The organism is Caproicibacterium sp. XB2, assembly GCF_044880635.1.
In the GTDB taxonomy this organism is placed as follows: Bacteria; Bacillota; Clostridia; order Oscillospirales; family Acutalibacteraceae; genus Caproicibacterium; species Caproicibacterium lactatifermentans.
The window spans coordinates 484,127-508,194 of sequence record NZ_CP173227.1 but is presented as its reverse complement, the minus strand read 5'-3'; the positions used below and the strand labels follow the sequence as shown (position 1 = coordinate 508,194).

23 protein-coding genes are annotated in these 24,068 nt (G+C 51.9%); 2 read left to right on the top strand and 21 right to left on the bottom strand.

Annotated elements, in window-relative coordinates:
- Positions 1–73: 73 nt before the first annotated feature.
- A complete protein-coding gene (locus ACIHKT_RS02335) occupies positions 74–967 on the top strand; it encodes a DegV family protein (protein WP_086035314.1) in 894 nt (297 codons plus the stop codon).
- Between the two features lie 89 nt (positions 968–1,056).
- Here the strand turns inward: ACIHKT_RS02335 and ACIHKT_RS02330 are convergent, their stop codons facing one another.
- The 13 genes from ACIHKT_RS02330 to ruvC form a co-directional block, all read right to left on the bottom strand.
- Positions 1,057–3,357 carry an ATP-dependent Clp protease ATP-binding subunit gene (locus ACIHKT_RS02330; RefSeq protein ID WP_086035313.1) on the bottom strand — a complete coding sequence of 767 codons (2,301 nt, stop codon included), beginning with the start codon at positions 3,355–3,357 and terminating at the stop codon, positions 1,057–1,059.
- A 171-nt stretch (positions 3,358–3,528) separates the two neighbouring features.
- Entirely contained in the window at positions 3,529–4,155 is a 627-nt protein-coding gene (locus tag ACIHKT_RS02325; protein WP_086035312.1) for a CDP-alcohol phosphatidyltransferase family protein, read from the bottom strand.
- On the bottom strand, positions 4,145–4,777 hold the full coding sequence (locus tag ACIHKT_RS02320) for a CvpA family protein (RefSeq protein WP_086035311.1): 633 nt from the start codon (positions 4,775–4,777) through the stop codon (positions 4,145–4,147). The genes ACIHKT_RS02325 and ACIHKT_RS02320 overlap by 11 nt, the downstream gene beginning before the upstream one ends.
- Positions 4,778–4,855: 78 nt before the next feature.
- The gene (locus tag ACIHKT_RS02315; RefSeq protein WP_404352677.1) at positions 4,856–6,088 is read right to left on the bottom strand and encodes a DUF5711 family protein; all 1,233 of its coding nucleotides are present in this window, start codon (positions 6,086–6,088) and stop codon (positions 4,856–4,858) included.
- Positions 6,060–6,839, bottom strand: a complete 780-nt coding sequence (gene truA / locus ACIHKT_RS02310) for a tRNA pseudouridine(38-40) synthase TruA (protein ID WP_174193426.1) — start codon at positions 6,837–6,839, stop codon at positions 6,060–6,062. Before truA ends, ACIHKT_RS02315 begins: the two co-directional genes overlap by 29 nt.
- Positions 6,840–6,884: 45 nt before the next feature.
- Positions 6,885–7,700 (bottom strand): energy-coupling factor transporter transmembrane protein EcfT, encoded by an 816-nt coding sequence (locus ACIHKT_RS02305; protein ID WP_086035308.1) that lies wholly within the window; start codon positions 7,698–7,700, stop codon positions 6,885–6,887.
- Entirely contained in the window at positions 7,697–8,566 is an 870-nt protein-coding gene (locus tag ACIHKT_RS02300; RefSeq protein WP_086035307.1) for an energy-coupling factor transporter ATPase, read from the bottom strand. The genes ACIHKT_RS02305 and ACIHKT_RS02300 overlap by 4 nt, the downstream gene beginning before the upstream one ends.
- The gene (locus tag ACIHKT_RS02295; RefSeq protein WP_174193428.1) at positions 8,563–9,435 is read right to left on the bottom strand and encodes an energy-coupling factor transporter ATPase; all 873 of its coding nucleotides are present in this window, start codon (positions 9,433–9,435) and stop codon (positions 8,563–8,565) included. Before ACIHKT_RS02295 ends, ACIHKT_RS02300 begins: the two co-directional genes overlap by 4 nt.
- A gap of 131 nt (positions 9,436–9,566) precedes the next feature.
- The gene (locus ACIHKT_RS02290) at positions 9,567–10,430 is read right to left on the bottom strand and encodes a class I SAM-dependent methyltransferase (RefSeq protein ID WP_086035305.1); all 864 of its coding nucleotides are present in this window, start codon (positions 10,428–10,430) and stop codon (positions 9,567–9,569) included.
- Between the two features lie 58 nt (positions 10,431–10,488).
- The gene (glmM, locus tag ACIHKT_RS02285) at positions 10,489–11,838 is read right to left on the bottom strand and encodes a phosphoglucosamine mutase (protein WP_086035304.1); all 1,350 of its coding nucleotides are present in this window, start codon (positions 11,836–11,838) and stop codon (positions 10,489–10,491) included.
- Between the two features lie 73 nt (positions 11,839–11,911).
- Positions 11,912–12,931, bottom strand: a complete 1,020-nt coding sequence (gene ruvB / locus ACIHKT_RS02280) for a Holliday junction branch migration DNA helicase RuvB (protein ID WP_174193698.1) — start codon at positions 12,929–12,931, stop codon at positions 11,912–11,914.
- Positions 12,932–13,016: 85 nt separating this feature from the next.
- Positions 13,017–13,622, bottom strand: a complete 606-nt coding sequence (ruvA, locus tag ACIHKT_RS02275; RefSeq protein ID WP_086035302.1) for a Holliday junction branch migration protein RuvA — start codon at positions 13,620–13,622, stop codon at positions 13,017–13,019.
- A 10-nt stretch (positions 13,623–13,632) separates the two neighbouring features.
- The gene (gene ruvC / locus ACIHKT_RS02270) at positions 13,633–14,142 is read right to left on the bottom strand and encodes a crossover junction endodeoxyribonuclease RuvC (protein WP_086036812.1); all 510 of its coding nucleotides are present in this window, start codon (positions 14,140–14,142) and stop codon (positions 13,633–13,635) included.
- Positions 14,143–14,397: 255 nt separating this feature from the next.
- Here ruvC and pap point away from each other — a divergent pair, with 255 nt between their 5' ends.
- The gene (gene pap, locus ACIHKT_RS02265) at positions 14,398–15,912 is read left to right on the top strand and encodes a polyphosphate:AMP phosphotransferase (RefSeq protein WP_086035301.1); all 1,515 of its coding nucleotides are present in this window, start codon (positions 14,398–14,400) and stop codon (positions 15,910–15,912) included.
- An 82-nt stretch (positions 15,913–15,994) separates the two neighbouring features.
- On the opposite strand, the gene ACIHKT_RS02260 is transcribed toward pap, so the two are convergent.
- The 8 genes from ACIHKT_RS02260 to deoC form a co-directional block, all read right to left on the bottom strand.
- A complete protein-coding gene (locus ACIHKT_RS02260; RefSeq protein ID WP_086035300.1) occupies positions 15,995–16,471 on the bottom strand; it encodes a threonine/serine exporter family protein in 477 nt (158 codons plus the stop codon).
- 3 nt (positions 16,472–16,474) lie between these two features.
- Positions 16,475–17,239 carry a threonine/serine exporter family protein gene (locus tag ACIHKT_RS02255; protein WP_086035299.1) on the bottom strand — a complete coding sequence of 255 codons (765 nt, stop codon included), beginning with the start codon at positions 17,237–17,239 and terminating at the stop codon, positions 16,475–16,477.
- Positions 17,240–17,260: 21 nt separating this feature from the next.
- A complete protein-coding gene (locus tag ACIHKT_RS02250) occupies positions 17,261–17,920 on the bottom strand; it encodes a DUF6320 domain-containing protein (RefSeq protein WP_086035298.1) in 660 nt (219 codons plus the stop codon).
- 14 nt (positions 17,921–17,934) lie between these two features.
- A complete protein-coding gene (locus tag ACIHKT_RS02245; RefSeq protein WP_086035297.1) occupies positions 17,935–19,200 on the bottom strand; it encodes a hypothetical protein in 1,266 nt (421 codons plus the stop codon).
- A 54-nt stretch (positions 19,201–19,254) separates the two neighbouring features.
- Positions 19,255–20,229, bottom strand: a complete 975-nt coding sequence (locus ACIHKT_RS02240) for an alpha/beta hydrolase (protein ID WP_086035296.1) — start codon at positions 20,227–20,229, stop codon at positions 19,255–19,257.
- A gap of 46 nt (positions 20,230–20,275) precedes the next feature.
- On the bottom strand, positions 20,276–21,793 hold the full coding sequence (locus tag ACIHKT_RS02235) for a DEAD/DEAH box helicase (protein ID WP_086036811.1): 1,518 nt from the start codon (positions 21,791–21,793) through the stop codon (positions 20,276–20,278).
- 217 nt (positions 21,794–22,010) lie between these two features.
- Positions 22,011–23,336: a pyrimidine-nucleoside phosphorylase gene (locus ACIHKT_RS02230; RefSeq protein WP_174193432.1), complete on the bottom strand. Its 1,326-nt coding sequence runs from the start codon at positions 23,334–23,336 to the stop codon at positions 22,011–22,013.
- 30 nt (positions 23,337–23,366) lie between these two features.
- Positions 23,367–24,029, bottom strand: a complete 663-nt coding sequence (gene deoC, locus ACIHKT_RS02225; protein WP_086035295.1) for a deoxyribose-phosphate aldolase — start codon at positions 24,027–24,029, stop codon at positions 23,367–23,369.
- Positions 24,030–24,068 lie beyond the last annotated feature (39 nt).

The window sequence follows — 24,068 nt, the reverse complement described above, 5'->3', positions numbered from 1 at the left end:
ATTAAAGTATCGTTTTGCACAGCGAAAGCTATGCCGTTTCCTTTTCGGCAGAACAAAGAAGGAGATATATTTTATGAAAAATTATTGTCTGATGACTGATGCTACAGCTGAGCTGACCCCAGAACTGGCACAGGAACTGGACGTGGTTGTACTGCCCATGCCGCTCGACCTTGATGGGAAAGCCTATCAGTTCACTTCTTTTGACGACAAGTTGAGCGCCCATGATTTTTACGACCATCTGCGTGCAGGAAAATCTGCACATACGTCCCAAATCAATGAAGCTACCTATATGGAATACTTTGAGAAATATTTGCAACAGGGCATCGATATTTTGTATCTGTGCTTTTCTTCCGGCCTTAGCAACACCTATTGCGCGGCCTGCCGCTGCGCGGAAGAACTGCGGAGAAAATACCCGGAACGTACACTGGAATGTGTAGATACGCTGTGTGCTTCCGCCGGCGAGGGACTGCTGGTATATACCTGTGCCAATATGCGCAAATCCGGCACGCCGCTGGAGGAAGTAAAGCAGTGGGCCTACGACCACCGTGATACGGTCTGCCAATGCTTCAAAGTGGACGAGCTGGAACATCTGCGCCGCGGTGGACGTATTTCCACAACCACGGCCGTTATCGGTTCTGCCCTGCAGATAAAGCCAATCCTTGTTGTGAACCATGAGGGAAAGCTGGAGGTTGTGGCAAAAGCGCGCGGCCGCAAGCGTGCCCGTGACTATCTTCTGCAGATTATCGAAAAACATCTGCTGAACACGCCGGAAAACGATACTATTTTTATTGGTCACGGCGATACGCTGGAAGAGGCGCAGTCTTTGGCGGCGGATATTCAGAAAAACCTGCCGCAGATTAAGCGCACCATTATTGTGCCGATTGGTCCTATCGTTGGCACACACGTCGGCCCCGGCATGATGGACCTGCTTTTCTACGGAACAGACAGAATGTGCCGTTTAAGGTAAATTTCCGCTTTTGCTTTTATTTTATAAGAAAAGGCAGACAGCCCGCACATAAAATGCAGGTTGTCCGCCTTTCTTTATTTTATCCGCTGTTACACCAATGTGCACAGAGAGAGTTCATCGTTCTGTACCGTCAGGCTGACACCGCTCAAACCGGTATCCGACGTCTCAATGAGAATCTCCGCCAAACGGTCCTCCACCTTGCGGCGAATCAGGTTGCGCAGGTCACGTGCACCACTCTTTCCGCCGTGGGCGTGCTCCGCAAGCCATGCGGCAGCCGCGTCATCATAGGTAAAGGTAACTCCGCGCTCCTTCAGCGTGCCCACATATTCATTGAGCATCAGCTTTGCAATTTCGCCGAAGTCCTGTTTGGAAAGCTGGCGGAATACGATAATTTCATCCACACGGCTTAAAAACTCCGGACGCAGGAACTCGGAAAGTGCCTTCATGGCATGTTCCCTGCTGACATTCTCTTCACTGCGGTTAAAGCCCAACGCCGACTCATGGACATTGCTACCCGCATTGCTGGTCATAATGATAACTGTGTTTTCAAAGTTGACATTGCGGCCTTGTGCGTCCGTGATATGTCCTTCGTCCAGAATCTGCAAAAGGATATTCATGACATCCGGGTGCGCCTTTTCAATCTCATCAAACAACAGCACACTGTACGGCTGACGGCGTACCTTTTCGGTCACCTGTCCCGCCTCGTCATAGCCAACATAGCCGGGCGGGGAACCGATGATACGTGAAACACTGTACTTGTCCATATATTCGCTCATATCCAAACGAATCAGTGTTTCCGGCTTATCAAACAGCTCTTTGGAAAGCACTTTGGCAAGCTCGGTTTTGCCGACACCGGTCGGTCCAACAAAGATAAACGATGCCGGACGGCGGCGCGGGCTGATTTGCACCCGGCTGCGGCGAACAGCCGCTGCCACTGCGGAGACAGCTTCTTTTTGGCCAATAATCTTTTGCTTCAGAATGTCCTCGATATGTGACAGTTTTTTCAGTTCGCTTTCCTGCACACGGCTGGCGGGGATTCCTGTCCACATCTCAATGACGTGTGCAAGGTCCTGTTCCTCCACCGGTGCGCCCAGCGCCTTCGGTGCCAGTTCCGCTGCACGCTGCTCGGAACGGGAAATCTCCGTACGGACCTCCGCCAGCTTTTCATAGTTGGTTTCATCCCCGGCCGTCAGCTCATCTTCCTGTCGGCGCAGTTTCTGAAGCTGCTGGTTCAGCGTATCATATTCAGTCATGGATTTGTTGCGCAGAGCCGCACAAGCACAGGCCTCATCCAGCAGGTCAATCGCCTTATCCGGCAGAAAGCGGTCATTGATATACCGCTCAGAAAGGACAACCGTGCGGCGGGCAATCTGGTCAGAAACAGTTACATGGTGGAACTTCTCATAGTATTCTTTTATTCCCAGAATAATCTGTGTTGCTTCCGCAATGGACGGTTCCTCAATGGTAACCGGCTGAAAACGGCGCTCCAAAGCGGCATCCTTTTCAATATACTTGCGGTATTCACTGAAAGTAGTTGCACCAATCACCTGAATTTCGCCGCGGGAAAGGGCAGGCTTCATAATATTCGCCGCATTCATACTGCCCTCGGCATCGCCCGTCCCCACCAGATTATGCACTTCATCAATAAACAAAATGATATTTCCGGCGTCCCGTACCTCCTGCAGCAGGCCCTTAATGCGGCTTTCAAACTGACCGCGGAACTGTGTGCCTGCAACCAGTGCGGTCAGGTCCAGCAGCATAATTTCCTTGTCCTGCAAGCGGGCTGGTACTTTGCCTTCCGCAATGCGTAGGGCAAGGCCCTCCGCCACCGCTGTCTTGCCGACACCCGGCTCACCTATCAGGCAGGGGTTGTTTTTTGTGCGGCGGGACAGTATCTGCACCACACGGTTGATTTCCCTGTCCCGGCCTATGATACGGTCAATTTCGCCCTTTCTGGCACGGGCAGTCAGGTTCGTACAATAGGTATCCAAATGACGGTGTTTCGTTTTCTTTTTTTCGGCTGGTCTCCGCCCCGACGGAGCCTGTCGGTCTTTGCTGTCCTCCCCGGCTGCCGCAGTGCCGTTTTCGCTGTTTGTGTCATACAGATTTTTTAATAATCCAGCGGGGAACAGTGCCGCACCGCCCGGCTGAAAGCCGTCGCTGTCGCCATCGTCGCTGTCCTCATTGGCTTCATCCATAAAAGCGTTCAGTTCATTTTCCATGGCTTCCATCTGGTCACTGGTCAGGCCCATTTTGTCCATCAGGTCGTTTACCGACTTAATTCCCAGTTCCCGGGCACAGGTCAGGCAGTAACCTTGGGGTTCGCCGCTGTCCGCTGTAGAGGATAAAAATACTACAGCAGGGCGTTTGTGACATCTGGAACACAACATATTAAAAATCACTTCTCTTTTTGAATTGGTAATCCATTTTATGTGCCGTGCCTATACTGTTTGGACACGGTCTCATTTTTATTATAGCTTATCCTGAAACGATAAAGGTAAATAAATTATAAATATTACAGAAAATATAAAAACCCCGGCAGAAAAATCCGCCGGGTTCTGTCATTTTTTCTCCCTGTACTTTTTCTTGTCCATCATTTTGTCCAGGTCCAGCTGGTCTTCCGGCGCAGTGCTGTTCAAGATGCGAAAAAACGCACGTCCGTACATAACCAGCGCATAAATCATAAAGAAAGCCGTTACAATCAGCAACACAACAACCGCCGTTATTGCCCACTGCCACACACGGAACATATCCACCATCAGAATAACTGCAAATGTAATGTAAAACAATACCGTAGCAAACTTGCCGTACCACTGCGCCGCACAGGGGCGCTTCCTCTTTCTCAGCAGCACTGCACCACCAACCAGCATGATGCCCTCTTTGATAATAAAAATCAAAAACAGCGGAAGCAGCATGGGGTGGCGAATGGCCAAACTGATAGCAACGGACCCCTGAATAATTTTGTCAGAAATCGGGTCCAGCAGCTGGCCCAGCTCCGTATACTGATGAAAACGGCGCGCAATAAGGCCGTCCAGCACATCGGTCAGTCCTGCAAACAGCAGCATAATGATAGCCGGCACAACCGCTCCATTTAAGTAGAAATACATAAAGGGAATGACCAGTATGATGCGCAGAACGGTCAGGGTATTCGGTACATTGAAGTTTTTGTTTTTGTCCTTATTTGACATTCGTTTGCACGCCCTCTCTCAACACCTTTTGATAAAACGTGTACACCGGGTTGCGCACATCTGCAGGCAGCTTGTCAACGAATGCACGTACTTTCTGTTCCGCCTCACTCTTCGTTGGTGAAGAAGTTCCCGATGAATGGGAGGACGCAGCCGAAGAAGAATTTTCCGGCATTTGCAGCACAACAGAGCTGCTAAAATCCTTCAGCTGTACTTTATCCGGATACTTAACCGCAAGCACCGGCAACAGCAGCCGCAGCACTGCACACACCAGCATGACCAGCAAAACACCTTTCACTCCGCCAAAAATGCCGCCAAAAACGCGGTTAATGGCATGTAACCCCGGCAGACGGCACAGGGCATCCAACAGACGGCACAGCAGGCCCACTGCAACCAGAATCAAAACAAACGCAAGAACTGTACACAGCACTTCACGCATCGCCTGACTCTGCCCTTTAAAAGCCGGCAGAACGCCGGAAAGCCACTTCCCAAGTTGTGGTGAAAGGAACACTGCCGCTGCCAAACCAGCCAAACCGGCCAGCGTGCGGACAGCTCCTCTGCAGGCACCGGAAATAATGCAGGCAATGAACACTACCAATAGAATAACATCCAATATAACGCCCATTTCGGCTGCACCTCCCTGTTTTTCCGCAATATTTATTGATTATACTACAGTTTACAAAATCCCGCAACCGAACCAGACCTATGCTTTTAGGCCCTCCAGCCGTACTTCCGAAACGTCCAATATGTACGCCTGCTTTTCTGTGCGCAGTGCCACCGCGCGGGCATTGGTTCCCGCACTGCAGGTACCCGCGGCACCGCCTCCGGCAATGGAATAAGCCTGTATTTTGCTGCCGCACAGCGCCGCCATTACCTGCCCCATGCGTGACACGCTGGATGGCGCACGGTCCACCTGCACAACGGCTGTCTGTTTGCCGTCCGTACCGACCGCCGCCAGCGTGCCCGCCACGGCATTATGAAACTTGGAAATGCCCAGAACAGCACCGCCTCTCTGCAGGTTCCAGGAGCAAAGCTCACCGTCACCATAAGAATAGGCAGAAAGCTTTTTGCCGCCTGCACTCAGTGCCGCTGTCTGTGTATCCCCAACCGCCAGTACACCGTTGCTGTCTGTATAGCAAATGTCCAGAAACGTAGTATCACTGTAAGAAGCGATCGGCTTTACTGTCTTATTGGAATTAAAGTCCAGCTCATAAATAACACTGGTCAGCACACCGTTGCTGGCGCTGACCGCTGTGACCGCGGCATGTGTACCAGAAGCATTCATCGCTACAGCAGTCGGCGAATACTCCGAGAATGAGTATGAGAAGGCGACCTGCCCGTTCGGCAGGTAAACAGTCAGCTTTCCGCAGTAACCGTCAGCCTGCGTCAGCAAAGCAAAACGTCCGTTGGCGCATACCGCACCGCCTAGAATTTTATTGTCCGCGTTCCCTGCCAGCAATGTGTTTAGCTGGTTGCCCAGCTGATAGCCCGTCCCGCCCAGATTATACACCAAAATGCGGTTTCCGTTCACTTTCATAACTGGTTCAGAAAAACTATGCTTGCGGTTGAACAGCTCCTTTGCGGAACTGTTGTAGGCACGGACTGCCGTATCGCTGGTAAAGAAAATATCTTTTCCGGACGACACAAAATTCCGCGTCATAACATTTTCCGTATTAAAATGCACCGGATATCCCTTACCTGTGCCGATTCCCAGCATTTGCGTCTGCACCCATTCCGAAATGTTGGCAGGTTTTAGGTTGTCACGGTTCACCCACACCGCCAGCACCAGCGCACAGGCCAGCAAAATAGCGATTGCCGTATAAATGCCGCGGCCGCGCTTTCTGCCCCTTTTTTTACGGGAAGAGGTTCTCAATGGCGGCAGCTCCCCCGGCAAAGGCTCCTGTCCGTCACAGGAGTTGTTTGGTTTGTCCTGCATTGAGATCTGCCTCCTCATAATAAACGTGGTTCAGGTAAAGCCCCTGCGGCGGGGCAGTCGGGCCGGCTTGGCTACGGTCTTTCGCGGCAAAGATGCGCGGAATGTCCCGCGGCATTAGCTTGCCTTGTGCCGCATATAGAAGCGTGCCGGTCAGGATGCGCACCATATTGTACAGAAAGCCATCGGCCGTAACAGAAAAGGTAATCATGCTGCCGCTGCGCTGCACTTCCGCCTGTGTAATGGTGCGGGTAAAATCGCCTTTTTCCCGTTTGTCTTGGGTACAAAAAGATGTGAAATTGTGCCGGCCGATATACTGCTCAGCCGTCCGGTTCAGCAGTTCCTCGTCCAGCGGATACCAATAGTGCAGCGCACGTCTGTACAGAAACGGGTCACGCACCGGTGCGTTCCATATCTGATACACATACTGTTTGCCCCGACAGGAATAACGTGCATGAAACGCTGGCGGCACTTCACGACAGGCTGTCACCGCCACATCCGGCGGCAGAAAATGATTGACTGCCTGCACAAGCCGTCCGCAAGGAATCTGCCGCTCAGTATGCAGGGAAACGCAGAACATACGCGCGTGCACACCGGCATCTGTGCGGGAGCAGCCCTTCAGGTTCGGCGTTTCCTGCAGCACATTCTGCAGGGCGGTCTGAAAGACCTGTTGGACGGTCACAGCATTCGGCTGTATCTGCCAGCCATGATAGCCCGCGCCATCAAAGCAAAGTGTAAAAAGAAGATTGCGCAAGGGACTGCTCCTTTCCGGAAAAGATTGCTGCGGACACGGCTGTTTTCAAGTAAGAGAAGCTGGCAGCAGAATATTCAAAAGGATAATCGCCGCCAACATCAAAATTGCAAAAACAACCGCGACAAGGTCAATCGTCTGCAAATGCAGGACTTTCATTTTGGTACGGCCCTCACCGCCGTGGTAGCAGCGGCATTCCATTGCCATGGCCAAATCATACGCCCGGCGGAAAGAGGAAACAAACAGCGGAATCAGCACTGGAATCAGTGCCTTAATGCGCTGCATCAGTCCACCGGATTCCATATCCGCGCCGCGGGCTTTTTGCGCAGACATAATGCGGTCCGTCTCGTCCAACAGCGTAGGCACAAACCGCAGTGCGATTGTCATCATCATGGAAATCTCGTGGACTTTGACATGAAAGACCTTCAACGGGGACAAAAGGCGCTCCATCGCATCGGTCAGCTCTGTCGGCGACGTCGTAAACGTGAGAATAGAGCTAAAGAGAATCAAGCTGACAATCCGCACTGCAATGAAAATAGCGTTGCGGATGCCATTTGCTGTAATCTGCATAAATCCCAGCTGAACCAGCACCGGTCCGGTTCCATAAAAGAGATTCAGAACAGCGGTGAACAGTACAATGAACAGAATTCCCTTCATGCTTTTAAAGTACAGCTTTATCGGTACGCCGGAAACCGCCATCAGTGCAAACGTGGCCACCACCAACAGCACCAGTCCCGCGAAATTCTGTGCTACAAAAATATAAACAATAAATGCGACGGTCAGCACAAGCTTAATCCGCGGATCCAGCCGATGCAGCAGGGACTTGCCGGGAATAAACTGACCCAATGCAATATCTCTGGTCATTCGGATGTGCCCCCTTTCCGCGGCAGCAGCGGCAGTAGCTGTTCCATTGCTTCCTCCAATGTCAGGCAGGTATGAACTGGATAACCATCCGCTTTCAGAATAGACATAATTTTGGTAATCTGCGGTACCTGCAGACCAATGGACTCCAATTCCTTATCTTGGGAAAAAACTGCCTGTGTGGTGTCAAACATCTGCAGATGTGAGGAATTCATAACCATCACCCTGTCTGCCACACGTGCCACATCTTCCATGCTGTGTGATACCAGCATAATGGTATTGCCGCGCTCCTCATGGTAGCTGACAATTTCACTTAAAAGGACATCCCGTCCGGCGGGGTCCAAGCCCGCTGTTGGTTCGTCCAAAACCAGCACATCCGGGTCCATGGCAATCACGCCCGCGATGGCAACACGGCGCTTTTCACCGCCGGAAAGCTCAAATGGGCTTTTGTCTAACAGCTCGTCCTGCAGTCCGACAAATTTTGCGGCATCACGCGCACGCTTTTCTATTTCCGCATCTGTTAGGCCCATATTGCGCGGACCAAATGAAATATCCTGCATAACCGTTTCCTCAAACAGCTGGTCCTCCGGATACTGAAACACCATACCCACCCGAAAGCGCACCGCGCGTATCTTCTTCGGTTCTTCCCAAATATCTTTTCCTGCCAGCAGCACGCGGCCGGAGGTCGGGCGGATAAGGCCGTTCATCATTTGTATCATGGTACTTTTGCCGGAACCGGTGTGACCAATGACACCGATAAACTCACCCTGCTGAATTTTGAAGTTGACATTCTGCACGGCCTTTTTTTCAAAGGGCGTGCCTGTTCCGTAGGTATAGCATAAATTCTGTGCTTCCAGAATCGGCGTCATGCTTCTGCCCCCTTCTGCGCAAGCAGCGGTTCCAGTGCAGAGACACACTCATCGATAGACAAAACGCAGTGCGGCATGGGACATCCCGCCCCGCGCAGTCGAAAAGCCAGGTCTGTAGCCTGTGGGACATCCAGTTTATGCGTTTTCAGCAGTCCCACCTGCGAAAAGACCTCCCGCGGTGTTCCCTGTGTTAAAATACGGCCGCTGTCCAGTACGACAACACGGCCAGCCTGGACAGCCTCGTCCATATAATGTGTAATTAAAATAATTGTAATGCCCTTTTCACGGTTCAGCTGCTGAATGGTGTGCATAACTTCCGCCCGGCCGCGTGGGTCCAGCATGGCGGTCGGTTCGTCCAGCACGATGCAGGCTGTCTGCATTGCCAAAATGCCTGCAATGGCTATGCGCTGTTTCTGCCCGCCGGAAAGCTTATACGGTGCGCAGGTTCGATATTCATACATATCCACTGCCTTCAGAGCCTCATCGACACGGCGGCGGATTTCCACCGGTTCCACACCCAGATTTTCCGGCCCAAAAGCAACATCTTCCTCCACAATGGAAGCAACCAGCTGATTGTCCGGATTCTGCTGTACCATACCGACCTGGCGGCGAATATCATAGGTTCTGGATTCATCTGCAGTATCCATACCATCCACATATACTTTTCCGGCGGCAGGGATTAACATGGCGTTGAACATTTTGGCCATGGTGGACTTGCCAGAACCATTGTGTCCCAGCAGCGCCACAAATTCGCCGCGGTCTATCGAGAGGGTAACTCCCTTCAACACATCATGCAGCGGCTTTTCAGGTTCCTCCGGATGCGTCTCATCATACGTAAAGTGCACATCTTCTGTTCTGATAAATTCCATTGCTGGCTCCTTCATGTGTCGTGTGGCCGGGCGGCGGCCTGCACGCACCTCCCCTTTCACGGGCAGAAATCAAGATAAATATAAGAGAAATAAGACTGACAAACCGGCAGTCCCTCTGTGAATTTTTGTATTCAGCCGAAATATGCAATCGCGGTGCTTCCGCAGGGTAGCGTGAAGCCCGTACTGCTGACACGCAGACCAATCTCTCCCGACTCCACTGTGCCGCCGAACTGCGGCTGCAGCATAACGCCCAGCAAGTACTGCATAACGGCCGGAGAAAGCCCTGTCGTATAAGAATTAAGCAAAAAGAACAACGGCTTTGCACTGAGGATAGGAATACATTGACTGACCAGCCCATACAGCTGCTCTTCCAGTTTCCAAACCTCCCCGCCGGGTCCGCGCCCATAAGACGGCGGGTCCATGATAATGGCATCATAGTGATGACCGCGGCGGTGTTCACGCTGCACAAATTTGGTGCAGTCGTCCACCAGCCACCGGACCGGCCGGTCCGCCAAACCGCTGGCAGCGGCATTTTCTTTTGCCCACTGTACCATGCCTTTGCTGGCGTCCACATGGCAGACAGAGGCACCCGCCGCCAAACAGGCCAGCGTAGCCGCGCCGGTATACCCGAACAGGTTGAGCACCTGAATGGGACGGCCGGCGGACCGGATACGCTGCATGGCATACTTCCAGTTGACTGCCTGTTCCGGGAAAAGGCCGGTATGCTTAAAGCCCATGGTCTTTAACCGAAACGTCAGTCCTTCCCAGTGAATGTCCCACACCGGCAGAACTTTGTGCAGCATCTGCCAATGTCCGCCACCTGAACTGGAACGGATATAATGTGCATCCGCCTGTTTCCAGCGGGGGTCCCTGCGCGGTGTATCCCAAATAATCTGCGGGTCCGGCCGGGTAAGCAGTACACTGCCCCACCGTTCCAGTCTCTCTCCGCGGGAAGTATCCAAAAGTTCATAGTCCTGCCATTCTGCGGTGCGCATTCTGTTACTCCTTTAATCTTTGCAGATATATAAAATATAAAAATACGGCAGACAGCGGTCAGGCAAGCTGCTCTTTTACAACCGCCGCAACGGATTCCGCAACAGTATGAATCAGCTTTTTGTCCAGCCCTTCCACCATAACGCGCAAAAGCGGCTCGGTGCCGGAGGGGCGCACAATAATGCGTCCGTCGCTGCCCAGCTGTTTGCGTGCCTTTTCAACTGCGGCAGCAACTTTCTCATCGGTGGCAAAACGTTTTTTGCCGTCCGGCTCCACTTCCACGTTAATCAGCACCTGCGGGTAACGTGTCATCAGTGTAGCAAGGGAGCTAAGCTTTGCCTGACGGCGCTTCATGATTGCCAGCAGCTGGGCGGCGGTCAGTTCACCGTCACCGGTTGTGGCATAATCCAAGAAAATGACATGGCCGCTCTGTTCACCGCCAAAGTTGTAGCCTTCCTGCTGCATTTTTTCCAGCACATAGCGGTCACCGACCTTGGTTGCCTCAAAGTGCATGCCGTTGTCCTCACAAAAACGGCTGAAACCCATATTGGTCATAATGGTACCGACCGTGGTATCCTTTGCCAACACGCCGCGGGATTTCATATCTGCCGCACAAATGGCCATAACAAAGTCGCCGTCCACCAGCTTGCCCTTGTCGTCCACCGCAAGGCAGCGGTCCGCGTCACCGTCAAAAGCCACACCGGCGTCCAGTCCTGCTTCCCGTACAAAAGCCATTAAGCTTTCCATATGGGTGGAACCGCAGCGGTCGTTGACATTTACGCCGTTTGGCTGGTCTGAAATCATGTGGCACTCCGCGCCGAGCTTGGTGAAAAGCTTTTCCGCTGTGCGGGAAGCGGCGCCGTTGGCACAGTCAATGCCAATATGCAGGCCATCCAAAGAATCCAGAACCGTTTCCGCAATATGATTGATATAGTCCTCCACAGCATCCGGTTCAACGGTCACGGTACCGATATTGCCGCCGACCGGAACCGGTACACCTTTGCCGCCGGAGAGGACAATCGTTTCGATTTTATCCTCCAGTTCGTCCGGCAGCTTATAGCCGTCGCCGGAAAAAATCTTAATACCGTTAAACTGGCAGGGGTTATGGCTGGCGGTCAGCATAACACCAGCATCTGCCTCATACTTGCCGACCAAAAAAGCAACGGCCGGCGTGGGGATAACCCCCAGCTGTACGACATCGGCACCTACGCTGCAAAGACCGGCCGTAATAGCAGCCTCCAGCATATCAGAAGAAATACGGGTATCCTTGCCAATCAGAATACGCGGGTGACGATTTTCAGCGTCCGTAAGAACCGTTGCCGCCGCACGGCCAATCTGCAATGCCAGCTCACAAGTAAGTTCTTTGTTTGCAATTCCCCGGACACCGTCCGTACCAAATAGTCTGCCCATTGTTTTTCACTCCTATATCAATCTGTCTGTCTATATTTTCTATCTATAAAATCCCTATATAGGGAAAGAAACCTTAGTAAATCTTCTGCTGCTGCGGGACGTCCTCTCCCGGCGGCTTCAGGCCCAAATGGCAATACGCCGCCTTGGTCGCAACACGGCCGCGCGGCGTGCGTGCCAGAAAACCAATCTGCATGAGATATGGCTCATATACATCCTCCAGGGTGACCGCCTCCTCCCCAATGGCAGCGGCCAGCGTTTCCAGGCCGACCGGTCCGCCGTTGTAGTAACGAATCATCGTGGTTAGCAGCCGCCGGTCATTGGCATCCAATCCCAATTCATCGACTTCCATGCGGTCCAATCCCAGCTTAGCGGTATTGTAATTGATAACACCGTCGTCACTGGAAACCTGCGCAAAATCCCGTACCCGTTTGAGCATTCGGTTGGCAATGCGCGGGGTACCGCGGCTGCGCGAGGCAATCTCCAGCGCACCATCGGCATCGATAGCAATGCCCAGAATTTTCGCAGACCGTGTGACTATTTGTGCTAACTCCTGCGGAGAATACATTTCCAGACGCAGCACCACACCAAAGCGGTCCCGCAGCGGTGCGGAAAGCTGACCTGCCCGGGTAGTGGCACCCACTAGTGTAAACTTCGGCAGCGGCAGGTGGTAGCTTGCCGCCATCTGTCCTTTGCCGGTAATAATATCAATGGAGTAATCCTCCATTGCCGGATACAAAATTTCCTCTACGGTACGCGGCAGGCGGTGCACCTCATCAATAAACAGTACATCCCCCTGGTTCAGGTTTGTCAGAATCGCCGCCAAATCGCCGGGCCGTTCAATGGCTGGACCGGAAGTGACCCGCAGGTTTACTCCCAGCTCGTTTGCAATAATACCTGCAAGCGTTGTTTTGCCCAGTCCCGGTGGCCCGTAAAGCAGTACATGATCCAGCGTTTCCTGCCGCTGGAGGGCCGCTTCTATAAAGACAGCGAGGTTGGACTTCACCTTTTCCTGCCCGATATAATCCGCCAGGTGGCGCGGCCGCAGCGGATTTTCCGTTTCTTCATCGTCCGGTGAATATTCCGGTGCGACCATTCGGTTCTCCAAATCAAAGTCGTCTTCCTTGTACTCCAAGCTGGCAGCCTCCTTTCCCCGGCGTTTTCACCGGCACCCTTTCCGCTTATCTGGCACTGCCAAAGCTTTTCAGTGCCAGACGAATCAGTTCTTCCACCGGCAGGCTGCTGTCCAGTTTGGCGACCGCGCTGTTTGCCTCACTGACAGAGTATCCCAATACCGTCAGGGCATTGACTGCCGCTTCCGCATTGCCCGCCGCCGAAAGAACGCCAGTCGGCTGCTGCAATAGGGACGGGTCGGCGGCCTGCATAGATTTTACTTTATCTTTCATTTCCAGCACAATGCGCTGGCCAAGTTTTGGTCCTACCCCGTTCGCACGAGTAAAGGCCTTGCTGTCACCCGTAGCGGCCGCGGCAGCGACCTGCTCCGGCGTCAGTACAGAAAGAATGGACAGCCCTGCCTTTGGTCCCACACCACTGATAGTTGTCAGCATTTTAAAGCAGTTCAGTTCTGCCTTGGTTGCAAAACCAAACAGCTCCAGCGCATCTTCCCGCACATTCAGGTGTGTATAAAGTTTTGCTTCCTGTCCAAGCTGCGGCAGTGCCTTTTGCGTGTTCATAGTCGTACGGCATAAAAAGCCAACACCCGCGCATTCTATCACTGCAATGTTAGGCTCTATGTGTGTTAAAGTACCTTTTAAGCTGTAAAACATTCTGTGCCTCCTACTGACGGAACTGTTCCAAAGTCTGGCGGCGCATGGCGCTGGCACTTGCCTGCCCGTGGGTAATGGCCATAGCCAATGCATCCGCTGTATCGTCCGGCCGAGGAACCTCTTTCAGGCACAGCAGGCGGCGTGTCATTTCCATGACCTGCGGCTTTTTGGCATTGCCATAGCCGGTTACCGCCTGCTTCACCTGCATGGGCGTGTATTCGTACACGGGGCACACGGCCTGCTGACAGGCCAGCAGAATAACGCCTCTGGCTTCTGCCACACCGATGCCGGTTGTTTTATTGTTCGTAAAATACAGTTTTTCAATCGCGGCGGCCTGCGGCTTCCAGCGTTCCAGCACAGCATTTAATTCATCATAAATTTGCTGCAGACGCAGACCGAACGGTGCACCTGCCGGCGTAGTGATAGCACCGGATGCCAGCGGAACATAGCGCCCTGCCCGCGTGCGCAGAACGCCCCAGCCAACAATGGCATAGCCCGGGTCTATCCCCAAAACAATCACGCCGGCGCCCCCTTTTCTGCCAAATTCTGCAGACATCAGTTACACGTCATTATAACACATTTTTATGCAAAAGCAAAACGGAAACGCGGCGGTTTTCACTTAGAATTTCTTCGTGATTTTTAATAAAATGATTGCTGAAAATAAAAAATCCGTGTATACTTAATACCGATTTTTGGAAGGTACCTCTCCTTTCTGTCAAATATCTGCAGTGGTGCTAGGACATACCGCCGTTTCTATGAACAGGAGGCCCCTCTTATGCTGGAAAAAGTAAATATGAAAGAAACCGTTTTCAAAGAAGACTACAAAAAGCGAATCAAGCCGCTGCAGGCATCGCTGTCCGCACTGGACGGCCCGATGAAAGCCGCCGGTCTGCCCGTTATCATTCTGTTTGAAGGCTGGGGCAGTTCCGGAAAGGGCCGTGTGATTTCCCGCCTGATTCTCAATTTTGACCCGCGCTGGTTTACAGTCGTCAACACACAGCCGCCCACCCCGCTGGAACGCCGTGAACCGGTCATGTGGCGTCACTGGCTGACACTGCCGGAGGCCGGACAAATGTCCATTATGGACCGCTCCTGGTACCAGGAAGTCAGCATTCTCCGACTGGAGGAAGCGGTGGATGACCTGACAAACCTGCGCCATATGAACGAAATCAACAATTTCGAGCGTAACCTGACCGACAACGGATATTTAATTATTAAGTTCTTTCTCCATATTACACAGAAAGAGCAAAAGGCACGGCTGGAAAAACTGGACAGCGACAAAAACACCGAATGGCGCGTCACGCCGGATGACTGGCGCCGCTGCCGTCAGTACGACAAATACTATAGTGTCTTTGATGAAATGCTGGAGTATACCAACACCCCCTATGCGCCGTGGCACGTCATCTCCGGCATGAACGATGAAGTGCGCACGCTTGCGGTGTTTCGCACAGTAAACGACGCTGTACACAAAGCGCTGAAACTTCATGCGGAAAAGGCCGCTGTACCGCAGACCGCTTCCGGCGCCATTGACCCCGGGCTGTATCACTTGCTGACCATGCCAAAAATACAGAATGTTGACCTTTCTCCAACCTTGAAAAAGGACAAGTATAAAAAACATCTGAAAAAAGAGCAGGCGCGCCTTTCGGAACTGCACAATATCATCTACCGCAGAAAAGTGCCCGTCATAATTGTATATGAGGGCTGGGACGCCGCCGGAAAAGGCGGCAATATCAAGCGTGTTTCCGAAGCGCTGGACCCGTGCGGCTACGAAGTTGTGCCGATTGCTGCACCAAGCTGGGAAGAAAAAGGCCGACATTTTCTATGGCGTTTCTGGCGGCACCTGCCAAAGGACGGCCATATTGTTATCTTTGACCGTTCATGGTACGGCCGTGTCATGGTGGAACGCATTGAGGGATTCTGCACGCCGGAGGATTGGCAGCGTGCTTACCGCGAAATCAATGAATTCGAGCGGCAGCTGCACGACTGGGGCGCCGTCATCATCAAATTCTGGCTGCAGATAGACCCAGACGAACAGCTGCGCCGGTTTGAAGCCCGGAAGAATGACCCCACAAAACAGTGGAAAATTACAGATGAAGACTGGCGCAACCGCAAAAAATGGCCGCAGTATGAAACAGCTGCCAATGATATGTTGCAGTACACTTCCACCGACTTTGCCCCATGGCACATTATTGAAGCAGACGATAAAAAATTTGTGCGTGTAAAAACGCTGGAACTCATCAATCAGTCAATTGTAAATCGGCTGGAAAAGGATAAAAAACATCATCTCTGATTTTTCCGACAACAAAAGAGGGCCCTGCCCACAGATTTCACCATCTGTAGGCAGGACCTTCTTGATTTTCGATGTGTCAAATCTATTTGGAAGAGGCGTCACTCTGTCTTCTGAGGCGTTCCTCTTCTTTTTGATGTTTTACCGTCGTGAACAAGCGTACTGTGGAGGAAACCAGCAAAACACCCAGTGCAATTGCACCTGCAATGCCAAAGGTATGCAGACCTGTACTTAAAAACCTGCTGTTGTCACCGGAAACCGCGTACTGCATAGTGTTGTAAATGCCGCCGCCTGGCACCATGGGCAGCATGGAAACCAGTAGGAAACCTGTGACCGGTGTTTTATTCAGCCGCGCCATCACTTCCGAATAAGCCGAAACGGCGATGGAGGCCATTAGGTATTGAAACAAATCATTATGGGAAAAGCCAAATAAAAGATAAATGCACCAGCCAATCGCACCGCCAAGTGATGCCCAGACCATTCGCCAGCCTTTCAGGTGCACACACATACAGTATGCCACACAAGCAACAAAGCCATAACAGCACGGAAGCAGGAACTGCATTTGTCACACCCCCCACAGAATTCTGGAAATGACCATGACAACGCCAACTCCCAGTGCAATCGCCATGGCAACCAGCATACTTTCCACAAAACGCAGCATACCGGAAAGGTAATCAGCAGAAAGGATATCCCGCATAAAGCTGGTAATCGCGATTCCAGGAACCAAATTCATAACACCGCCGATAATCATGTGGTCAATGCTTAAACTCGGGAAAAAATGTGCCGCGCTCAAACAGATAATGCCGATGCCCGCACTTTCCAAAATGGTAGAAAAGAAAGAATTGGCATGGTATTTTAAAAAGACACCCTGCATCCAACAGACCAGCAGACCGGTCAGAGCACTGACTGCCGCATCCGCTGCACTGCCGCCATAGAAGAGTGTAAAGCCAAAGGCCACACCCGCAAATCCGAGTGTGCGCAGCCAGCGGGGACTCCCCGAAGATTTTTCTATCTCCAGCACCTGTTCTTTCAGCTTATCCAGCGGTGGCCGCACATGACAGGCATGCCGGCACAGGTCATTCAAACGGTCAACTTTTTCCAAGTCCATGCAGCGGTCTTCTATTTGGCAAATACGCGTAATAGGCACGCCGTCTGGCCGCGAAATGGTCACATTGATGCAGGTCGTCAGGGCAAAAATATTGCTGTCCGCAACGTGATAGGCCGCAAAAAAACGATGCATAGATTCCTCTGCACGGTAAATTTCTGCACCATATTTTATCAGCAGACAACCTATTTCCATGCATACTGAAACCAGTTCATTATAGTCCATCCTCGTATTCCCCCGGCCAGATTATAAATGAAGCCTTCTGCGTAGTTCCTCTCTGACTTTCCTGCCGCGAAAAATCAGCATAGCCGCCAGCATAACCGTGCTTACACCTACACACAGCAGGCTGGGCAGCGGCACCGTAATGCAGCCTGTTAAAAGCAGAACCAGCTGAATAACACCCATCAGGGCATCCACCAGCAAATACACAATCAAGCTGCCAGCCGCCACATGGAACAGGCGGCTGAGAAACACAAGTACAACCATAACACCCATGCTGACGATTGGCAGTACATAATTGATGCTCCATCCCCGCCAACCGGTAAAATAATCCCACAGGACACTCAGCAGACCGACTAAAAAGACTTCCCATACCATGGTCTTTGGGATATTCCGCTGTTTATAAAGTGCCAGCCCCAGCGTCATCCACATACAGACAACACCGCCCAGCACAAAAAGACTCCACTGCCCATGTTTGCGAAACAAAAAATTCAGCAGCAGACAGATAATACACGCCGACACACTGGAAAGCGCCAGAATGGAAATCCACAGCTTATGTTTTTTATGTTCATTGGGCAGTCTTGGGAAGCCGCTCGGCTCCGCTTCACCGTGCAGAACTGCATTGCAGAGCGGGCAGTGCTCCCGATTTCCCCGAACACTAACTTTACACTTATCACAGTATTTCAATATCATGCGCCCCCTTACCTGTTTTCTGAAAGGTTTGTGTCAACCTCCACTGGAATTCCCTCCGCTGTCAGAAAGCGGAAAAAGCAGCGCTGAATATCTGTATCCGCAAAAGCGGAAGAAAAGCTGAATGTAATTTTGTCCTCATAGGTCAAACTGCATAGCTGCATCTTTTCTGTACTGACAAAGACCGCAAACTGGCGCAGATAGGGCGCAACCTGCGGCGGCATATGGATAATGCCAACATTAGAAACCGCGCTGGTCTCTTTTCGGCTGGTGGAACGGTAGCCCACACGCATGGCAAAATCCTTACAAGACAGCGGTGAAATCCGCGCAAACGGGTTCCGGATAAGCCCTATATACTGGTTAACACGGTACTGCAGCTCCGCCGGAGAAAGGCCCTTCTGAAACTGCTGTTCCAACGTATGCAGGATATCCTGCATACTGCCGTCTCCTTTGGAAAAGTTGTAGCCAACGTCCATAACACTGAAAAAGTTGCGCGCTGAAGCGGAACGGAAATGGTTGCGCAGATTGACTGGAACAGCCAATACAACCGGCCGCTTCAGGTCCCGCACCGGCATTTCGCTGCGAATGGCACGAATCACCAGCGCGCACAGCACCATCGTCAGGCTTGTTTTGCAGCGGTGACTGTAGTCCAACAGGGCTTTGACCGGCGCCGTTCCAATGACAACATTCAAATTTCCGTCCGGCTCTTTCGTTCCATGCAGGTGCAGAGCACGGTGCACATGGCGTGTTTTCGGCTTTTTTTGATGATTCGCATACCGCTCAAAACTGTCATCCATGCTTTGTGTTTCACTGGCATCATAGTCAAGGTCCGGCAGTCCCCCCAGTTCTTTGGGGTGTACAATCTGCAAATACCGAAAAATAAGAACCCGCAGAAAGTGCATAGCACCGGTTCCGTCCGAAACAGCGTGAAACACTTCCAGATTAACATGGCATTCATAGTAAGTTACTTCAAACAGCAGCGTGTGTACGTCACGGTCATAAAGCGGCGAACACGGCGGCCGATACTCTTTTCGTGCCACGGGGCGAATATCTGATTCCTCCAAGTAATACCAAAACATGCCACGTTTCAAAATGACTTGAAAGCCTGGGAACAGCTCCAGTGTCTGCTCCAGCGCCTGCTGCAGCGGACCCGGCTGTACCAGTTCCTTCAGTTCGCAGACAAAACAAAACACCTTGGGGTCGCGGCGGCTGCTGGTACATGGAAAAATTTTCGCTGCTGTATCCAGCCGTGCCCACCGAAACTTCGAATGGCTCAAGATTCTCCCTCCTTCGCCCGCCGAACAGGTTTTCACAATTCTTGTGTGAAACTTTCAGCTGCGTTTCTCCTCCCATTGCTGTACGGAATGTTCTGTAACATCCAGAAACGCATTGATATATTGATAGGCCGTCCGCACAGGCACCGGATACCCCGGCAAAGACAAAAAGCCGTGCAGACAGTCCGGAATGCGGTGCATTTCCACCACATTGCCGGCATTTTTCAGTTTTTGGCCGTACGCTTCCCCCTCGTCCCGCAGCGGATCGAACTCCGCTGTTAAAACCAATGTTTTCGGCTGACGAGAACAGTCCGTTTCATTCAGCGGTGCAAAATACGGATTGTGCAAATCCTCATCGCTGCTTTTATACAAATCGACATAGTCTTCTACCCGCTGGGAAGTGAGCATATTGTTCCACCCATTGGTACGGATAGACACATACGGGGAAGTTTTCGGATTGTGGTCATAATGGGTGCTGGGATAAAGCAAAATTTGGCGTGCGGGGACCGTTTTTCCTTGGTCGCGCAGAACCAAAGACACCGCCGCCGCCAAATTTCCCCCAGCGGAATCGCCAATCAAGGTAATGCGGGAAGCATCTACAGAAAAAGTATCCGCGTGCAGAAAGACACTGCTGACCGCAGCCAAACAGTCCTGCAGTCCTGCCGGAAAGGGGTGTTCCGGTGCCAGACGATAATCTACGCTGATGACCTGGCAGCCCGTCAGACGAGCCATCAAAATACACACATCATTATAGGAGTCAATATCCCCCAGCACCCAACCGCCGCCATGGAAAAACAGGAGTAGGTCCCCCGGGCGGCGTTTGCTGCCGTCCGGTGTAAAAATGCGTACAGGGACCTCATGTCCTTGGCAAAAAACCACTTGATTCCAGGGGCGGTACAGTGGCTGCAGCAAAGACGGATGTGCGGCACGGTCAAACCGCCGCGCCAGTTTATAACTTTTTTTAATGTTGATTTTACTGGTATTCCTTGTCAGTGCCGAAATGGCAAAGCGCATTGGCTTTGAGAATGCCATAGTATCCTCCTTCTGCAAGGGGTGTCATTTCGTTTGGGATGCTTTTTTACAGATGATGCTTCAGCGGCTGGTCAGCCGGACGGCTGCGCAGCGGTTTCGGCAGATATTTCATCAGGTCACGGCGTACCTGCCGATGTGCTGATTCCTTTGGCACAGGCACACGTGATTTCTCCACCGGACGACTGTGCTTTTTTGCGGCGGGAACAGATGCCTTCGGAAAGTTCTGCTTTTTCGCTGCGTCAATGCCAGCAGATGCTTTACCTTTGGCCCCATTTTTGTGGACGTTCTGATGTGCTGTATGTTTCTCCGGCTTTTTGGGCGCACTGTGTTTCTGTGCAGGTGCTTTCTCCATGCGGCGATTGCGTGCCGCCTGTGCTGCAGCACGGCGTTTCACCTGCTTCTTTTGGCGCTCCTCTTTACTCATGGGCACCAGATTCTGCATGGGATACGGGTGCTCTTTAATCTCCGGCACTTTTTTCCGAATCAGCTTTTCAATCTGTTTGAAATCCGCTTTTTCATCGATGCTGCAAAAAGAAATCGCAGTGCCGCTGCTGCCGGCACGGGCTGTACGGCCAATACGGTGGACGTACGTTTCCGGTACTTCCGGAATATCAAAATTAAAGACGTGCGAAATATCCGGAATATCAATGCCGCGGGCGGCAATATCCGTTGCCACCAGCACACGCACCTGATGGCAGCGGAACTTGGTCAGCGCTGCCTGACGGGCATTCTGGCTTTTGTTTCCGTGAATGGCTGCCGCTGTAATGCCGGCACGGGTAAGGTCACGCACCACACGGTCCGCGCCGTGTTTGGTGCGGGTAAAGACCAGTGCCGAAGAAATACGCGGGTCTTTCAACGCCCAAATCAGCAGCTTGCCCTTGTTGTTTTTATCGACATAACAAACTTCCTGCGCAATGGCGTCTACTGTAGTAGAGGGCGGCGTTACACTGATTTCTATCGGGTCCTGCAGGATGCTGTCCACCAGTGAACGAATCTCTTTCGGCAAGGTAGCGCTGAACATCAGGTTCTGCCGCTGCGCGGGCAGCTGTGCAATCACCCGCTTCACGTCACGGATAAAGCCCATATCCAACATGCGGTCCGCCTCATCCAATACAAAAATCTCCAGGTGTGACAGGTCGATATAGCCCTGCCCAATCAGGTCGTTCAGCCGACCAGGCGTGGCCAGCAAAATTTCGGCGCCTTTCTTCAGCTGCTGAACCTGGGCATTCTGGCTGACACCGCCGTAAATGACACAGCAGTTTAAAGGAAGTCCCTTTCCGTACAAGCGAAAATTGTCGTAGTTTTGAATGGCCAGTTCACGGGTAGGCGTTAATACCAATGCGCGGATAGGGTGACCGGAAACCGGCGCCTGTGCCAATCTTTGCAGAATGGGCACGGCAAAAGCAGCTGTTTTTCCGGTGCCTGTCTGGGCACAGCCAAACAGGTCGCGCTTTTGCAGCACCTGCGGAATGGCTTTCTGCTGAATCGGTGTAGGTTCAGTATAACCGGTACGCTTTAAATTTTTGAGAATTTCGGGCATAATTTGCAGTGATTGAAAATCCATAGTATTCTCTTTTCGTTCTTTTTTCTGCTGATAACACGGGAAAAACAAATTTTTCTCTTTTTCCGCATTTTTACAGTATCCTGTTTAATTGAATAGATTATACCATGCTTTTGCCTGCAAGACAAACGGAATTCGCCGTGCGGACATACAAGCGGCAAAAAGACGACATGAAAAAGCCGCAGGATTTTCCCCCGCGGCCGGAAATTAAATATATTTTTTAGGCAAATTTTTCTACACCATCCGCTGTTACTCTCGCATGAATCAACGGAACCGCGGTCGGCTTCTGGCTGCTAATTACAACCGCGCTGCGGAAAAGCTCCGCAGCTGCACGGCACTTTTCGTCCGTCGCGGCATATAGGACAGCAATCGGCTCCCCGCGCTGCACACGGTCGCCGGTTTTTTTCTGCAGCACAATACCGGCGCTGTGGTCAATGGCTTCCCCTTTCTTTTCACGTCCGGCACCCAGCTCAACCGCCGTAATGCCGCACTTTTCTGTATCCATGGCGGTCATCCAGCCATCCTGTTCCGCTGCAACGGTATACGATGCTCCAGCCTTGGGGAAACGGTCCGGGTTTTCCAACACAGAAATATCTCCGCCCTGCGCGGCAGCCATTTCCTCAAATTTACGAAAGCCTGCGCCGTTGCTCATTTGTTCCCGTGCCATTTTGCGGCAGACGTCCGGTTCGCCTTTTCCGGCAAGATACAGCATATTGGCCGCCAGCTCCTGACAAACAGTCGTCAGGTCATCCGGGCCCTCGCCGTGCAGTGTCTGACAGACTTCTTTTATTTCCAGTGCATTGCCAATACATCTGCCAAGCGGACGGTCCATATCGGTAATGAGCGCAACTGTCCTGCGGCCAACGTGTTCACCAATCTGCACCATTGCCTCCGCAAGACGAATGGAGTCCTCCTTGGTTTTCATAAAGGCACCGCTGCCGGTTTTGACGTCCAGCAGAATCCGGTCCGCGCCCGCCGCTATCTTTTTACTCATAATACTGGAGGCAATCAGCGGAATAGAACTGACGGTAGCAGTTACGTCCCGCAGGGCATACATCTTTTTGTCCGCCGGCACCAGGTTTCCGGTCTGTCCGACAACACAGCAGCCCACTTCCTGTACAATCTCAAAAAAGCGTTTCTGACTCAGCGCCGTGGACAGGCCGGGAATGGACTCCAGTTTATCAATGGTGCCGCCTGTATGCCCCAAACCGCGTCCGCTCATCTTAGCAACCCGCACACCCAAAGAGGCAGCCACCGGTGCAACAATCAGGGTAGTTTTATCCCCTACACCGCCGGTGGAATGTTTATCTACCTTAATGCCCGAAATAGCAGACAGGTCCACCATATCACCGGAATGTGCCATGGCCAGTGTCAGCTGTGCGGTTTCCGCTGCTGACATGCCGCGCAGATAAATCGCCATTAGAAACGCGCTGGCCTGATAATCCGGAATGTCTCCGTTTACATAACCTGTAATAAAATACTGAATTTCTTCTTGTGTCAGTGTGCCGCCGTCGCGTTTTTTTGCGATAATATCATACATGCGCATATCAAATTTCTCCCTTTCCACGCAAACCTATTAGCCCTGCGCTTCCTGCTTTTTCAGAATTTTAATGATGCGGCTGGTGCCAAGTCTGCTGGCACCCAGCTCAATGAATTTCTGTGCATCTGCAAGGGATGCAATACCGCCCGCGGCTTTAATACGCACCTGTGGGCCAACATATTTCCGGAACAGCGCCACATCTGCAAAGGTTGCGCCGCCCTCTGAAAATCCGGTAGAGGTCTTAATAAAGTCAGCGCCGGATTCAGTCACGACTTTGCACATATGGATTTTTTCTTCTTCCGTCAAAAGGCAGGTTTCAATAATCACTTTCAGGATATGGTTGCCGCAGGCTTTGCGAAGCTGCTGAATCTCGTCCAGCACTTTGTCATACAAGCCGTCCTTTACCCAACCGATGTTGATAACCATATCGATTTCGTCCGCGCCGTTTGCCAGTGCGTCCTTCGCCTCAAAAACTTTGGCTGCTGTGGTCGTGTATCCGTTTGGAAATCCAATTACCGTACAAACCGCCATGCGGTCCCCGACATAATCTTTTGCTTGTTTCACATAGCTTGCCGGTATACACACGGAAGCCGTGTGGTAATGCATAGCGTCGTCACAGATTTTCTGAATCTGTGCCCAAGTGGCATCCTGTTTCAGCAGGGTATGGTCCACCATACTGCATATTTTTTGTGTATCCATTATAAAATCCTTCTTTCTCAATTTTCCAAAAAAGCAAAA

Coding starts and splice junctions, on each gene's coding strand:
- ACIHKT_RS02335 (WP_086035314.1), top strand. CDS start 74: ATGAAAAATTATTGTCTGATGACTGATGCTACAGCTGAGCTGACCCCA.
- ACIHKT_RS02330 (WP_086035313.1), bottom strand. CDS start 3,357: ATGTTGTGTTCCAGATGTCACAAACGCCCTGCTGTAGTATTTTTATCC.
- ACIHKT_RS02325 (WP_086035312.1), bottom strand. CDS start 4,155: ATGTCAAATAAGGACAAAAACAAAAACTTCAATGTACCGAATACCCTG.
- ACIHKT_RS02320 (WP_086035311.1), bottom strand. CDS start 4,777: ATGGGCGTTATATTGGATGTTATTCTATTGGTAGTGTTCATTGCCTGC.
- ACIHKT_RS02315 (WP_404352677.1), bottom strand. CDS start 6,088: ATGCAGGACAAACCAAACAACTCCTGTGACGGACAGGAGCCTTTGCCG.
- ACIHKT_RS02305 (WP_086035308.1), bottom strand. CDS start 7,700: ATGACCAGAGATATTGCATTGGGTCAGTTTATTCCCGGCAAGTCCCTG.
- ACIHKT_RS02300 (WP_086035307.1), bottom strand. CDS start 8,566: ATGACGCCGATTCTGGAAGCACAGAATTTATGCTATACCTACGGAACA.
- ACIHKT_RS02295 (WP_174193428.1), bottom strand. CDS start 9,435: ATGGAATTTATCAGAACAGAAGATGTGCACTTTACGTATGATGAGACG.
- ACIHKT_RS02290 (WP_086035305.1), bottom strand. CDS start 10,430: ATGCGCACCGCAGAATGGCAGGACTATGAACTTTTGGATACTTCCCGC.
- glmM (WP_086035304.1), bottom strand. CDS start 11,838: ATGGGCAGACTATTTGGTACGGACGGTGTCCGGGGAATTGCAAACAAA.
- ruvB (WP_174193698.1), bottom strand. CDS start 12,931: ATGGTCGCACCGGAATATTCACCGGACGATGAAGAAACGGAAAATCCG.
- ruvA (WP_086035302.1), bottom strand. CDS start 13,622: ATGTTTTACAGCTTAAAAGGTACTTTAACACACATAGAGCCTAACATT.
- pap (WP_086035301.1), top strand. CDS start 14,398: ATGCTGGAAAAAGTAAATATGAAAGAAACCGTTTTCAAAGAAGACTAC.
- ACIHKT_RS02260 (WP_086035300.1), bottom strand. CDS start 16,471: ATGCAGTTCCTGCTTCCGTGCTGTTATGGCTTTGTTGCTTGTGTGGCA.
- ACIHKT_RS02255 (WP_086035299.1), bottom strand. CDS start 17,239: ATGGACTATAATGAACTGGTTTCAGTATGCATGGAAATAGGTTGTCTG.
- ACIHKT_RS02240 (WP_086035296.1), bottom strand. CDS start 20,229: ATGGCATTCTCAAAGCCAATGCGCTTTGCCATTTCGGCACTGACAAGG.
- ACIHKT_RS02235 (WP_086036811.1), bottom strand. CDS start 21,793: ATGGATTTTCAATCACTGCAAATTATGCCCGAAATTCTCAAAAATTTA.
- ACIHKT_RS02230 (WP_174193432.1), bottom strand. CDS start 23,336: ATGCGCATGTATGATATTATCGCAAAAAAACGCGACGGCGGCACACTG.
- deoC (WP_086035295.1), bottom strand. CDS start 24,029: ATGGATACACAAAAAATATGCAGTATGGTGGACCATACCCTGCTGAAA.